The sequence below is a fragment of the Alteromonas mediterranea DE genome (assembly GCF_000020585.3).
In the GTDB taxonomy this organism is placed as follows: domain Bacteria; phylum Pseudomonadota; class Gammaproteobacteria; order Enterobacterales; family Alteromonadaceae; genus Alteromonas; species Alteromonas mediterranea.
On the sequence record NC_011138.3, the window covers coordinates 3,844,017 to 3,857,769 of the forward strand.

11 protein-coding genes are annotated in these 13,753 nt (G+C 45.9%); 6 read left to right on the forward strand and 5 right to left on the reverse strand.

The window, feature by feature from the left end; genetic code table 11:
- Nucleotides 1-2: 2 nt before the first annotated feature.
- Nucleotides 3-269 (reverse strand): DUF4212 domain-containing protein, encoded by a 267-nt coding sequence (locus tag MADE_RS17030; RefSeq protein ID WP_015068163.1) that lies wholly within the window; start codon nucleotides 267-269, stop codon nucleotides 3-5.
- A 257-nt stretch (nucleotides 270-526) separates the two neighbouring features.
- On the opposite strand from MADE_RS17030, the gene MADE_RS17035 reads away from it, so the two are divergent.
- On the forward strand, nucleotides 527-3,970 hold the full coding sequence (locus MADE_RS17035; protein WP_015068164.1) for a PAS domain-containing hybrid sensor histidine kinase/response regulator: 3,444 nt from the start codon (nucleotides 527-529) through the stop codon (nucleotides 3,968-3,970).
- Nucleotides 3,971-3,999: 29 nt separating this feature from the next.
- On the opposite strand, the gene MADE_RS17040 is transcribed toward MADE_RS17035, so the two are convergent.
- Nucleotides 4,000-4,623, reverse strand: coding sequence for a mechanosensitive ion channel domain-containing protein (locus MADE_RS17040; RefSeq protein WP_015068165.1), 624 nt, complete (start codon nucleotides 4,621-4,623; stop codon nucleotides 4,000-4,002).
- A 389-nt stretch (nucleotides 4,624-5,012) separates the two neighbouring features.
- Here MADE_RS17040 and rimK point away from each other — a divergent pair, with 389 nt between their 5' ends.
- From rimK to MADE_RS17060, 4 genes are all read left to right on the forward strand, one after another.
- Nucleotides 5,013-5,918 (forward strand): 30S ribosomal protein S6--L-glutamate ligase, encoded by a 906-nt coding sequence (rimK, locus tag MADE_RS17045; protein WP_020744352.1) that lies wholly within the window; start codon nucleotides 5,013-5,015, stop codon nucleotides 5,916-5,918.
- A gap of 48 nt (nucleotides 5,919-5,966) precedes the next feature.
- Nucleotides 5,967-6,998: a succinylglutamate desuccinylase/aspartoacylase family protein gene (locus MADE_RS17050; protein ID WP_023559923.1), complete on the forward strand. Its 1,032-nt coding sequence runs from the start codon at nucleotides 5,967-5,969 to the stop codon at nucleotides 6,996-6,998.
- Nucleotides 6,999-7,015: 17 nt separating this feature from the next.
- Complete coding sequence (locus MADE_RS17055) at nucleotides 7,016-7,450, forward strand: ATP-dependent zinc protease family protein (RefSeq protein WP_020744354.1); 435 nt, start codon at nucleotides 7,016-7,018, stop codon at nucleotides 7,448-7,450.
- A gap of 68 nt (nucleotides 7,451-7,518) precedes the next feature.
- The gene (locus MADE_RS17060; RefSeq protein WP_020746644.1) at nucleotides 7,519-8,490 is read left to right on the forward strand and encodes a type 2 periplasmic-binding domain-containing protein; all 972 of its coding nucleotides are present in this window, start codon (nucleotides 7,519-7,521) and stop codon (nucleotides 8,488-8,490) included.
- Here MADE_RS17060 and MADE_RS17065 read toward each other — a convergent pair.
- Nucleotides 8,450-9,094 carry a response regulator transcription factor gene (locus tag MADE_RS17065; RefSeq protein WP_015068170.1) on the reverse strand — a complete coding sequence of 215 codons (645 nt, stop codon included), beginning with the start codon at nucleotides 9,092-9,094 and terminating at the stop codon, nucleotides 8,450-8,452. The two genes, MADE_RS17060 and MADE_RS17065, sit on opposite strands and share 41 nt — an antisense overlap.
- Nucleotides 9,095-9,111: 17 nt before the next feature.
- Nucleotides 9,112-11,058 carry an acetate--CoA ligase gene (gene acs, locus MADE_RS17070; protein ID WP_020744356.1) on the reverse strand — a complete coding sequence of 649 codons (1,947 nt, stop codon included), beginning with the start codon at nucleotides 11,056-11,058 and terminating at the stop codon, nucleotides 9,112-9,114.
- Between the two features lie 258 nt (nucleotides 11,059-11,316).
- On the opposite strand from acs, the gene MADE_RS17075 reads away from it, so the two are divergent.
- Entirely contained in the window at nucleotides 11,317-12,480 is a 1,164-nt protein-coding gene (locus MADE_RS17075; RefSeq protein ID WP_023559924.1) for a DcaP family trimeric outer membrane transporter, read from the forward strand.
- Between the two features lie 64 nt (nucleotides 12,481-12,544).
- Here MADE_RS17075 and MADE_RS17080 read toward each other — a convergent pair whose 3' ends face one another.
- A complete protein-coding gene (locus tag MADE_RS17080) occupies nucleotides 12,545-13,699 on the reverse strand; it encodes a Na/Pi symporter (RefSeq protein WP_020744834.1) in 1,155 nt (384 codons plus the stop codon).
- Nucleotides 13,700-13,753: the final 54 nt, after the last annotated feature.

A 13,753-nucleotide genomic window follows, 5' to 3' on the forward strand; every position in this document is an offset into this window, starting at 1 on the left:
CTTTACTCCTCATCTACGCCGTAGCGTTTATCCATGGCGTTCATCTTTGCCATATAGACAAAGATCAATGCAACAAATACGTAAATTGCGCCCTGTTGTGCAAACCAGAAGCCTAATTTAAAGCCAAAGAACTGAATTTCATTTAAGATATCGACAAACAGTATGCCGGCACCAAATGATACGATGAACCAAACGACTAAAAGCTTGGCAAGAAGTGATAAATTCTCCTTCCAATACGCTTTTTTGTCCTCTTCGTTTCTAAATGCCATTGTTTCACCCTCATGTCAGGTTAACTAGTTGTTATGATTTTACAATTCCCTAACGCTCGGCTTTGTTAACGTTATTGCTGTGATTCGGTCTTTATCAAATGAAAGAACAAAGCAGCAAAAGTCAAGCATCTAGGAGGTCGGCTATTACTCTAGTCCTGCATCATGAAATTCAAAATGAGACCATGGTCGTAGGTAGACCATGGTCGAAATGGTTATAATAGCAACAGCATTGTTAAATCTTCGTTAAAAGGAATGTTATGGTTTTTGGTTGGGTAACGCTTGCAGTTCTGTATCTCTTCTTACTATTTTCATTAGCGAGTTGGGGCGAAAAGAATTCACCTACTGCCCGCGCACTCACCTCTCACCCGGCTATTTATTCACTCGCGCTCGCTATTTACTGTACGGCTTGGACGTTCTTTGGAATGGTAGGCCAAGCAAGTCGAGACACATGGATTTACCTTCCCATTATGCTTGGTCCCATTTTGGTTTATGTATTGGGGTATAAGTTTATTTATAAGCTGACCTTGGTGAGTAAAAAGCAACATATCACCACCATCTCAGACTTTATTGCTTCACGTTATGGGAAGCGCCAAACCGTTGCGTTAGTAGTAACACTTATTGCTTTATTGGCCACCATTCCCTATATCGCACTTCAGTTGAAGGCCGTTGGGGCGACTTTCCAGTTGTTAACGCAACAACCAAACAGCAACGGCATTATTATTGCCGCCACCGGCTTCATTGCCGCTTTTGCTATTTACTTTGGCACACGCCAAACCGATGTCACTGAATACCGCCGGGGCTTGATGTTAGCCATAGCATTCGAATCGACCATCAAATTACTGGCTTTGGTGCTAGTGGCTGCGGTTGGGTATAGTGCATGGAAACGAACCCAGTCAGGGCCGTTTTTTGAAAGTTTTACTAATGAAATCGCCCTCTCTCAGTTTGGCTCGTTCAGCTTTATTGCACAAACGATCATGGCTGCCGCTGCAATAGTGTGTTTACCCCGCCAGTTCCACGTTGCCATTATCGACAATTTAAGCCTTGGGCATTTGCGCACTGCGCGTTGGCTCTTTCCCTTATACCTTACTGTTATTTCCGCCGTGATCCCGATAATTGCTATCGCGGGCAAAGCGATCTTCGCCAACCAAGGCATAGAGCCCGACTCTTACGTGTTATCACTGGCCGTATTTTCCGAGTCGGTACTGCTTCAGGTTATTGTATTTGTGGGCGGGTTGTCCGCGGCAACGGCGATGATCATTGTCGCTACGCTAACCCTTAGCACTATGTTAACTAACGATGTTATTTTACCTCGCATATTAGCGTTTACGGGCAACACAGATGACAAAAAGGACGTATCGAGAAAGATTCGTTTAATTCGCCGTATTGTTATAGCGTTTATTCTACTTATGGCGTTTTTATACCACCAGCAAATGACCAGCAGCCGCTCTCTTCACTCTATCGGCTTAATTGCCTTCTCGCTGGTTATTCAGCTAATGCCTGCCATTGTGGGCGGGCTGTATTGGAAGCGGGCTCATGCACACGGGGTATATGCAGGCCTAATGGTAGGCTTAGTTATTTGGGTGCTGTGGCTAGTGCTTCCCATTGTGAGCGAGCAAGTATCGCAAATGGAGCAAAACGAGTTAATCAGCCAAGGCGCCATGATTAGCTTGGCGGCAAATAGCTTTGTGTACATTTTATTTTCTCACTTCGCGCCCCAGCGTCTTATCGATCGCATTCAAGCCGAAGCCTTTGTATCTCCCGCTATATCCAGCAGTAACACAGTAAAAACCCAGGCAACGAACGTAACAGTATCAGACCTTATTACTTTACTTTCTACCTTCATGGGATCTGGTCGGTGTGAGCAGTTGCTAGACCAATACCAGCACCTTAATAACTGTCAATTGAAGCATGACGACACGCCTAATGAATCCTTTTTATCCTTCTGCGAGCGTGCATTAGGTGGTGTTATTGGCGCATCGAGCGCAAAAGTGCTGCTAGACAGCGCGTTACGTGGTAAAAAAATGGACTTCACTGAGGTTATCAACTTCTTTGATGACACCACGCAGGCGATGCAATTTAATATGACCGCGCTTTTAACGTCGCTTGAAAACATGGATCAAGGAATCAGCGTTGTCGACAAGCATTTAAACTTAGTAGCGTGGAACAAGCGCTACGCTAATCTCTACCCTTACCCCGACAACTTACTTGCGGTGGGTACCCCGATAGAAAAGCTCATTCGATACAATGCCGCTCAGGGTGAATTTGGTACAGATAACGTAGATAGCGAAGTTGAAAAACGTCTCTCACATTTGCGCTCGGGCATGCCTCACCGCTTTACCCGCCAGCGCAAAGATGGCCGAGTTATTGAAATGGTCGGCAACCCGCTACCTGGTGGCGGCTTCGTAACAAGTTTCAACGACATAACAGGGCATGTGGAAATTCAGCAGGCTCTAGAAGAGTCGAATATAGATCTTGAAGCGCGAATTAAAAAGCGTACTGAAGAAGTGCATTCAATTAACGCCGAGTTACGTCTTGAAATTGAACGTCGCTCTGAAGCAGAAAAAGAGCTGATAAGAGCAAGAAAAGCGGCCGAAGATGCTAACGCCAGTAAAACCCGGTTCTTGGCGCTCGCCAGTCACGACGTTCTGCAGCCGTTGAACGCGGCAAAGCTTTATGTCAGTGCGCTAGAAGAGCAAGAGCTACCCGAATCGTCCCACGCCATTATTCAGAAACTTGGACACAGCGTTACGTCGAGCGAAACACTGATTGGTACACTGTTAGATATTGCACGTTTAGATCAGGGCGAGATGAAACCGGATATTGAATCTATTGATATTACGGCACTACTTTCCCCGCTGATAGACGAAATGGCCATGCGAGCCAAAGAAAAAGGCTTGGGCTTTAAAGCCATTATGCGTCCCTGCTGGGTTAGAGCAGACAAAACCTATTTGTATCGAATAACTCAAAATTTGCTATCAAATGCTGTGAAATACACTGAAAAGGGGCGCGTTTTATTTATTGTAAAACCAATAAAAAACACCGTTCATTTTAAAATTCTCGATACGGGCATAGGTATATCTGCCGATAAAAAAGACAGTATCTTCGGCGACTTTTTCCGTGCAAACGAGAGTAAAGAGCACGGCTTGGGGCTGGGCTTAGGGGTAGTAAGGCGCCTAAGCCTTCAACTAAACAGCGATATCCAAGTCATGTCACAAATAGGGAAAGGCAGTTGTTTTACGTTTACGCTCGAGAAAGCCGAACCCAAACGGGTATCGAGTATTGTATCGAAACCTCGCGGCACCACCTTCACGGGTATGGACGTTCTGTGTGTGGACGATCAAAAAGAAAACCTTGATGCCATGAAAACCCTTTTGCAAAAGTGGGGGATTAACGTTGCCCTTGCCAACAACTGGGATGATGCACTAACCCTGTGTAAGACAATTCAGCCGCAAATTCTGTTAATGGATTATCAGCTTAGCCACGACAGCGAGAAAAACGGATTAGCGCTGATAGAGGAAATTAGGCACAGGCTTAACATTGTGGTGCCAGCCGCTTTGATAACCGCAACCCCCGATGAGAGCTTGGTCACACAATGTAAAGCGCAGGGCGTAAACTTTTTGGCAAAGCCACTTAAACCCGCCAAACTCCGTGCCCTTCTTCAAAGTATGACGCGCTATATTAGGGAAGCAAAAAACGTTTAGCTTTAATTGTGGGCACCTTTAGTTACGAATTAGAGAAACTCTTCGTGAGCTTTACTATCTTCTGTTTTCACAACAGCGGTTTCACTCGAAGATTTTGCCACTATCTTACCCATTGAGCCCCATTTTTGTTTAGGGTTCAGCAACACTGGGCGAGTAAGAATTAAATTATTCGGGTACATCAGTGTTTCACGCTCTGCTGTAACCAGGCGTGTACTAAATGGGCCCACGTCAGCAATAATTCCTTCAATATAGTTATCCCCGTCAAGCACGCGAACATAGTTCCCTCTGCGATAAGCCACATTCGTCAACAAAATAAAATAAGCGGTAATGTTACTAATGAGTGACCAGCTGGCAAAAAGCGCGACACCTGTTACCGTAATAATGGACGTGGACAGCACCAACAAGCCTGAAAAATCAATTCCCCACGCAAGCAAAAGGAGCGCAAGAGAAACAGTGGCAACGATAACCCGCGCGGCAAACAAGCCTTTAAGGGCACTATGGGATTTAAGCTTAGACTTTTCGATATTGCTTTCTAGCTTTGGCAATAATTTGCGAGACATGCCCAAATAAAACAACAGCACCACGCCACTCCACACGGCATTTGACTGGTATTGCGTCAACCACGTCAAAAACCCATGCCACCATTCATTCATCACAGTAAACCCTTAATTTTTATAGCGCTATTTATGTCAAACGCGCGAAGATTGCCGACATAAGACGCCGACGCGTCTTCATGCTAACGTGAATAACTCACGAGTTCATGCATTAAAAGCAATCGACACAACAAGAATTATTCGTAAGACAGTGTTAAATACTTCTATTAGTATGCGCGCAAAATGACGTACCTAGTGATGCCTGTCGCATTATATTGTTCTCGCTTGCTCACAGCGTGCCCGTTGAGGGCAAAGAATGAGGGCAAAGTGAAAGTGATAATACACCATCAATAAAAACGACACCTCGCATCGACAGAGTGTGATATTCACGCTTTAATAACACTAGCTGGGTCAAAAAAACGACAACTTTTAAACTACAGGTTTTTATAATGCGTATTGCAATTCTTTCAAGAAACCCTCGCCTTTACTCTACTTCACGCTTAGTTGAAGCCGGTCAGGCTCGAGGGCATGACGTTGACGTTATCGACACCATGCACTGTTACATGGATATCACCAGTGCGCGTCCATCTGTACGCTACCACGGTAAAAAACTTCCCTATTACGATGCGGTTATCCCTCGTATTGGAGCGTCGGTGAGTTTTTACGGTACGTCGGTAGTGCGCCAGTTTGAGATGATGGGGACGTATAGCCTTAATGAGTCGGTCGCGATTAGCCGCTCTCGCGATAAGCTGCGTTCCCTACAACTTTTATCACGCAAAGGCATTGGCATGCCTAGAACGGGGTTTGCTCACCACCCAGATAAAATTGACGATGTTATTAAAACTGTAGGCGGCGCACCGGTGGTGATTAAGCTTCTAGAAGGTACCCAAGGTATCGGTGTGGTGTTGGCAGATACACAGAAAGCGGCAGAGTCGATCATCGAAGCATTCATGGGGTTAAACGCCAGTATTCTAGTGCAAGAGTTTATTAAAGAAGCAGGCGGAAGCGACATTCGCTGCTTTGTAGTGGGCGGCAAAGTGGTCGCGGCGATGAAGCGCCAAGCGGCACCGGGAGAATTTCGCTCTAACCTTCACCGCGGTGGGCAAGCAAGCTTAGTGCGCTTAAGTCCCGCTGAGCGAAAAACGGCAGTCGATGCGGCGAAAACAATGGGTCTAAATTGCTGTGGGGTAGACATTCTGCGCTCAAACAATGGCCCGGTCGTCATGGAGGTCAACTCGTCGCCAGGATTAGAAGGTATAGAAAAAGCCACCACGAAAGATGTGGCCAGCATGATCATTGAATTTATTGAAAAAAGTGCAGAGCCGCATAAAACCAAAACCCGAGGAAAGGGCTAACCCTTTTTTACCTTTGCTTTGCAATAACCTACTTATAGGAAAACGTGAGTGGTAAACGATGTGCTAACAATTGGGGGTGAGAGCATTGCCCCTGGCGAAACAAAAAAGATTGAGTTAGAAATGCCGCCGCTTTATACGGCTACTAACATGAGCATTCCGGTGTATGTAAGACGTGGAAAGCGACCGGGCCCTACTATGTTTGTAAGTGCAGCCATTCATGGCGATGAACTAAACGGGATAGAAATCGTGGGGCGTTTAATTCGTTCAAAAGCGATTGAGCGCATTAGGGGTACATTAATTGCGGTACCTATGGTTAACGTATATGGCGTACTCAATCAGTCTCGCTATTTACCAGACCGACGGGATTTAAACCGCAGTTTTCCAGGAAGCAAAAAAGGTTCTTTGGCCGGCCGTTTAGCGAACTTATTTTTTAAAGAAGTCGTAAGCAAGTGTGATGTAGGAATAGACCTTCACACTGGTGCAATACACCGCAGTAACCTTCCCCAGATTCGCGCCGATTTAGACGATGCAGCCGTGCTGGAAATGGCCAAAGCATTTGGTGTTCCTGTGTTACTCAATGCAGAATTACGGGACGGATCATTGCGAGAAGCGGCCAGCGCAAACGGTGTTAAAATCTTACTTTACGAGGCCGGGCAAGCACTGCGCTACGATGAGTTCTCTATACGAGCAGGTGTAAAAGGCATTATTAACACCATGCGTCATTTAGGCATGCTCAATAAAAGCCGCAGTAAGGGTCATAGCATTGAACGTTTTATCGCCAGACAGAGCGGCTGGGTTCGTGCCCCGGAAAGCGGGTTTGTTACGCACTTAGCACAACTTGGCGATCATGTGGAAAAGGGTGACAAGCTGGCTATCATTGCAGACCCGTTTGGCAACTATCTAGATAGTATTGTCAGTCCTGCAGAAGGGGTCGTCATTGGTAAACAAAATATTCCACTCACTCAAGAAGGTGAAGCGATTTATCACATTGCATACTTCTCTGAGCCTGATACCGTTGCAGAACACGTAGAGTTATTGCAAGACAATTTATTGCCACAAGAACAAGACCCTGGTTTATAAAATTGGTATAACAATAAATGAACAATAAAAAAATCGTTGGTGCGGTAGAGCTGTGTGACCTACCCAAACTTGCTATTACTGACCTGAATGTGCGCGTGGATACGGGCGCAGCCACGTCTTCGTTACATGTAGACAATATCGAAGAATTTGAGCAAAACGGTGAGCTTTGGATTACCTTCGATATCCATCCAGATATTCACAACGTTGAGCGAGTGGTGCGCAGAGAAGCGCGAGTGGAAGGAAAGAAACGAGTCAAAAGCTCTACGGCTACACGGGAAAAGCGCTATGTGATAATTACGCCTATAATAATGGATGGGTACCAGTGGGATATACAGTTAACCCTTACTGACCGCTCTGAAATGACGTATCTTATGTTACTTGGACGCGAAGCAATGAGCGGGCATTTTATTGTCGACCCAGAGCACGATTTTTTGCTTACGGGAAGAGACTAATTATCACCACGCGTTGAAAGGCCAGACGATAGGTGGTGGGCTTCACCGGAATAAATAAAGTGAACTTTATGGACATGTGGACTAAACAACTAGGGTGGGTCGCGTTACTACTAAGTACTGTGACGTCTTTCACTATTAGTGCTCAAGAAGTCGTGGCGAGTAAGGTTCAAAGTGAGCTACCCCACACTGTTATTCGGCTGCCAAATGTTCATCCCGGCAGAGATGCCGTGTACGCGTATGCAAAAACACTTTTAGCAGAGTCGTTACGTGTTACAAAGGCCCAATATGGCACATTTGAGCTTTTAGTCAGCGACCAAGAAACAGCGCAAGAGCGTCAATTGCGAAGCCTTGAACACAATATGCTAGACGTAACCTGGAGTGTGACCTCTAAAGAACGGGAACGTCAGTTTTTGCCTATCCGTATCCCTATTATGGCCGGGCTTTTTGGTAAACGAGCTCTATTTGTAAAGGCAGGTGACACTCGATTAAAAGGCGTGGAAACCCTTCAGGATTTACAAGCTTTCAGAGCCGTCTTGGGCTATGACTGGCCCGATACAAAAATTTTTCGCGCCAACGATATCCCAGTATTAGAAACCACATACCGCGCCTCTTTCCGTATTGTATCGGAAGGCTTTGCAGACATGTTTCCTCGTAGCGTAATGGAAATTCATGAAGAGGCCCAAGATGATACCCTTTCACGTGATCTCGTCATAGATCAAAACCTTATCATTGCTTACCCAAGCCCCATATTTTTCTTCGTAAGTAGCGATAACCAAGCGTTGGCTAACCGTATTACCGAAGGTTTACTGACTTTGTTTGAAACGGGTAAATTTCAGGCGCTATTAGTGGCAAATGCTAATTTTAAGCAGGGCATGTCGCTTATTGAAGAGCGAACCGTGATAGGCATTGAAAACCCATTTTTGAGTGAACAAAGCCGTTTGGCGCTAGAGAAGTTTCTTCCCGAGTTTTCTGCGTCAAAGCCTTTAGAAGATTTTGAGGCTACTGAGATGGCGGTTCCAGTTCAAGTTGAGAAGCAATAAGCACCGCCTGCGTGCGATTATTTATTCCTAGCTTTTTGAAGATAGCCGTAACGTGGGCTTTCACGGTAGCCTCAGCAATATCTAAGTTAAAGCCAATTTGCTTATTCAACAACCCATCTCGCATGTAACACAATACTTTGTATTGCGATGGGGTAAGCGATGCTACCTTATCTGCTAACTCAGAAAACGCTTCGTTCACTTCATCAACATTTTCACTTAAGTTTTCAGGTAACCATACGTCGCCATCTAAAATCGCTTCTACGGCATTAGCAATGTCTTGTGCACTGGCAGTTTTAGGGATAAAGCCAAGTGCGCCAACACTAATTATTTTCGAGATGAGAGTGGTATCTTCGGTTCCCGACACGACTGCAACGGGAAGTTCAGGAAAGAGTTTACGAATGTGCAATAAGCCGAACAAATCATTGCTGCCCGGCATATGTAAATCGAGTAACAGCAAATCGATATCCTCGTTATTAAGAATATCGACTGTGGTGGTTAAGTCGCCAGCCTCTTTAAGCGTTAAGGCTGGCAATGACAACGATAACGCGCCTCTTAGTGCATCGCGATACAGCGGATGATCATCAGCGATTAGAAGGGTTATCATTGTCTATATCCTTAGTTTTACTTATTTAGACGTTCCTCTATCAGTGTATCAACAACCGACGGATCCGCCAATGTAGAAGTGTCACCTAATTGCTCGTGCTCGTTAGCCGCGATTTTTCTAAGAATGCGGCGCATAATTTTACCCGAGCGGGTTTTGGGTAAACCGTGTGACCACTGAATCATATCGGGCGTGGCTATTGGACTAAGCTCTTGGCGTACCCACGCTTTAAGCTCTTTGGTTAGCGCTTCGTCTGCTTCAACCCCTTCATTTGGTGTCACGTAAACGTAAATGCCCTGCCCTTTAATATCGTGAGGAAAACCTACTACCGCAGCTTCCGCCACTTTAGGATGAGCAACCAGCGCACTTTCAATTTCTGCGGTGCCTAGGCGGTGACCTGACACGTTTAACACGTCATCTACGCGGCCAGTGATCCAATAGAAACCATCTTCATCACAGCGGGCACCGTCACCGGTAAAGTACACCCCTTTGTATGCACTAAAATACGTATTGATAAAACGCTGATGGTCGCCGTATACCGTGCGCGCTTGGCTTGGCCAACTGTCTTTAATCACCAAGTTACCTTCGGCCGCTCCCTCTAACTCTTTGCCATCTGCATCAAACAACGCCGGCTGAATACCAAAGAAAGGGCGACTGGCTGAGCCTGGTTTTAATTCCGTCGCACCGGGTAGTGGTAAAATCATGTGACCACCGGTTTCGGTTTGCCACCACGTATCGATAATGGGGCAGCGGCCTTGACCAATCACGCGGTGATACCATTCCCACGCTTCAGGGTTAATCGGCTCACCCACGGTGCCAAGTAAACGCAGTGATGATAAATCGCAACCTTCAGCGGGCGCATCGCCGTGAGCCATTAGCGCACGAATAGCCGTAGGCGCAGTGTAAAGGCTATTTACTTTGTACTTCTCTACCACTTGAGCAATGCGCTTAACATCTGGGTACGTCGGAACCCCCTCAAAAAAGACTTGCGAAGCGGCGTTAACCATAGGGCCGTACACCATGTAGCTGTGGCCTGTAATCCAACCCACATCAGCCGTACACCAGTAAACATCATCGTCTTTATAGTCGAATGCATATTTAAAGGTCATGGCAGAATACAACAGGTACCCCCCTGTGGTATGCACCACGCCTTTGGGCGTTCCCGTTGAACCTGATGTATAAAGAATAAATAGCGGGTCTTCCGCGTTCATTACCTCTGGCTCACACTGGGCAGACATGCCGTCTACGGCATCTTGCCACCACACATCATGCTTTTCGTTCCAATCAACGTCACCACCAGTAAGTTTATGGACCAGTACGTGAGTAATCGACGGGCATGCATCGCCTGCCAGCGCTTTATCTACATTCGCTTTTAAGGGAATGCTTCTTCCAGCACGGCGTCCTTCATCAGCCGTAATAACGACTTTTGCACTGCTGTCGTTAATGCGATCGGCAATGGCGTTTGGCGAGAAGCCGCCAAAGATCACCGAGTGAACAGCCCCTATTCGGGCACAGGCAAGCATAGCGTAAGCCGCCTCTGGCACCATTGGCATATAGATAGCTACACGGTCACCTTTTGCTACGCCCATGCCTTTCAGTGCATTCGCTAACTTACATACTTCGTAGTGCACTTCTTGGTAGGTAATATCTTGACTATCTTCAGGAGAGTCACCTTCCCAATGAAAGGCAACCTTAGTGGCATTATTAGCAAGATGGCGGTCGATACAGTTATAGCTGGCGTTTAGCTCACCGTCTTCAAACCATTTGATAGACACGTCGTTTTCACCAAAATGCGTGTTTTTAATTTTGGTTGGCTTTTGGTACCACTCAAGAATAGACGCATGTTCGCCCCAAAACGCTTCGGGTTGATCTATAGATTGCTTGTACATTTCGTCATATTGCGACGCATTAAGATGTGTAGACTGAAGGATATTCTCAGGTACAGGATAAGTTTTGCCGGCGGTCATAAAGATTGCCTCCAATATCAATAATGTAAAATTCTTGTTGTATGGTGAAACACTCTAGCCATTCACTCACAAAGCAAAATGAGACTTTGGTCTTAACAACCTCCTACTTAGGTTCTCGTAACGAAGAATTAGTGTAAAAATACTGCGACTATAGTCTTATGCGACCATAGGCTTATTTAATTTTGAAATAATACGTACACAATCAGCAATGTTAACGTTGAATTTACATTTATTTAACCACATTTTGGAACAGACACGATGAAAGCTAAAATAAAAAATACGGCTACCGCGGTAGCATTGTGCCTAGCGGCATCTAGCGGCGCGGCGCAAGCAGCAACAATCGGCGACACAAGTGTGAAATTCACAGGCTATATCAAAGTCGATGCGATGGTAAGCGACTACTCTGACGGCACCATTGCCTCGGGAAGCGTAGGCCGCGACTTTTACATTCCTTCACTAACTCCGGTTGGTGGCGTTGACGAAGACCCACAATTTGATGCCCACATCAGAACCTCACGATTCCGCTTTGCAACGTCAACGCCTACGGCTGAAGGCGATACCATAAACGGTGTATTCGAACTCGACTTCCTTGTAACTAGCGGCGGTGATGAGCGAATCAGTAACTCCTACACTCCGCGAGTACGCCACGCGTACTTAACTTACAAGAATTGGTTGGTGGGCCAAACATGGACGACCTTTATGGACGTAGGTTCATTACCAGAATCACTTGATTTTATTGGTACCACTGACGGCATCACCTTTGCCCGTCAAGTCATGGTGAGATACACCAACGGCGGGCTGCAGATTGCGTTAGAAAATCCTGAGTCGACTATCACCCCCTTGGGAGGTGGCGGTCGTATAACAAGTGACGATAGCAGCGTGCCTGATTTAGTAGCAGCTTACACGTCCAAACAAGATTGGGGTTATGTAAAAGTGGCAGGCTTACTTCGCCAGCTTTCCTACGATAACGCCGCAGGAATTGATGCAGATGAAACCAGCTTCGGCGTATCAGTTACCGGTAAATACAACTTGGCAAATGGCGATGACATCCGCTTCACGTTCAATTCAGGTAAAGGTCTAGGACGATATTCAGCCCTTAACGCTGCCAATGGCGCTGTACTGACAGAAAGTGGCGACCTTGAAGCAATCGACTCTACCGGTTACGGCATTGCGTATCGCCACAAGTGGAGCGATAAAGCGCGCAGCAGCATCATGTTTTCAGCATTTGAGGCTGATAATGACGCAACGCTTACGGGGATGGCAGTAACCGAAAGCACATACAGTACACGCGTTAACTACTTATACTCGCCAACAAAAGCACTGACCGTGGGCGCAGAGTACGCATTTGCTCATCGTGAAGTTGAAGCAGGTTTAGAAGGTGATATGAATCGCTTCCAAGTTTCAGCGAAGTATGCGTTTTAATTCAGCCTTTCAATAGACCCTATGAAAACGGCGCCTGCGCCGTTTTCATCATTCCCTCGACGTACTACATCGTAGTAAAAATAATCCCCAATGGCATGATAAAGAACAAGCCACCTATGTAGGCTGCTCCATACATTTTACGCTCTGCTGCTATAACAGATAATTGATAGGAAAGGTTAAGCGGAATGTTACGCAATAGCGGAAAGCCGTAAATAAGCGTTACGCCCAGTACATTGTAAATCAGATGAACAAAAGCAATTTGTAATGCAAACCCACTATTTACTCCCACTACGCCTAGTGCCGCGATTAGCGCAGTAATGCAGGTACCAATATTGGCACCTAAGGTGAACGGGTAGATGTCTTTTGCCTTTAGAATACCGCTGCCAACCAAAGGCACCATGAGCGATGTGGTTGTTGATGACGATTGCACTAACACAGTCATTACCGCACCTGATGCAATGCCGGAAAGTGGCCCTTTACCAATGCTAGTATGCAATAGCGCTTTAGCCTTCCCCACCATGAGCGATTTCATAATTTTGCCCATATAGGTGATAGAAAACATAATAAGCCCAATACCCAAAATAATCTTAGCCACGCCAGGGTAAATAGAAGGCAAAAATGAAAATACGTGGGTAGCAAGGTCGGTAACAGGTTGGGTTGCCACTTTTATTGGGTTAACACCATCAACCCCAATGGCTTGTCCGGTATGAAAAATTGCGACCATTTGAGCGCTTAAATATTCCAAAATACCAAATGCCATTTCTAAGGGTAAAAATATCAGCACTGATAACACGTTAAAAAAATCGTGTATGGTGGCGGCGTTAAAGGCCCGTTGAAATTCTTCTTTTCTTGCTACGTGGCCTAGGCTCACCAGGGTGTTAGTAATACTTGTACCAATATTAGCTCCCATCATCATGGGTATCGCAATAGTAATAGGTAAACCACCGGCTACCATGCCCACAATAATAGACGTGACCGTACTAGAAGATTGAATAAGTGCAGTGGATACCATGCCAATAATTAACCCCATCACAGGGTTAGAAGCGAAGCTAAAAAGCGCTTTGGCATGATCGCCAGTGGCAAATTTGAACCCGCTGCCAATCATACTAACAGCAAGTAACATAACGTAAACTAGGAGCACTAAGAGTAACCACTGACGCCAATTATGTGTTTTTTGAAGGGCGTCGTTCTGGGCTAGCTGTGGGTCGGTCATTGACATAATACGCACGGTTTAATACATGAAAAGGCCATAGTATGACGTGCGTATTACACA

Coding starts and splice junctions, on each gene's coding strand:
- MADE_RS17040 (WP_015068165.1), bottom strand. CDS start 4,623: ATGAATGAATGGTGGCATGGGTTTTTGACGTGGTTGACGCAATACCAG.
- MADE_RS17055 (WP_020744354.1), top strand. CDS start 7,016: ATGAACAATAAAAAAATCGTTGGTGCGGTAGAGCTGTGTGACCTACCC.
- MADE_RS17035 (WP_015068164.1), top strand. CDS start 527: ATGGTTTTTGGTTGGGTAACGCTTGCAGTTCTGTATCTCTTCTTACTA.
- MADE_RS17030 (WP_015068163.1), bottom strand. CDS start 269: ATGGCATTTAGAAACGAAGAGGACAAAAAAGCGTATTGGAAGGAGAAT.
- MADE_RS17075 (WP_023559924.1), top strand. CDS start 11,317: ATGAAAGCTAAAATAAAAAATACGGCTACCGCGGTAGCATTGTGCCTA.
- acs (WP_020744356.1), bottom strand. CDS start 11,058: ATGACCGCCGGCAAAACTTATCCTGTACCTGAGAATATCCTTCAGTCT.
- MADE_RS17080 (WP_020744834.1), bottom strand. CDS start 13,699: ATGTCAATGACCGACCCACAGCTAGCCCAGAACGACGCCCTTCAAAAA.
- MADE_RS17060 (WP_020746644.1), top strand. CDS start 7,519: ATGGACATGTGGACTAAACAACTAGGGTGGGTCGCGTTACTACTAAGT.
- MADE_RS17065 (WP_015068170.1), bottom strand. CDS start 9,094: ATGATAACCCTTCTAATCGCTGATGATCATCCGCTGTATCGCGATGCA.
- rimK (WP_020744352.1), top strand. CDS start 5,013: ATGCGTATTGCAATTCTTTCAAGAAACCCTCGCCTTTACTCTACTTCA.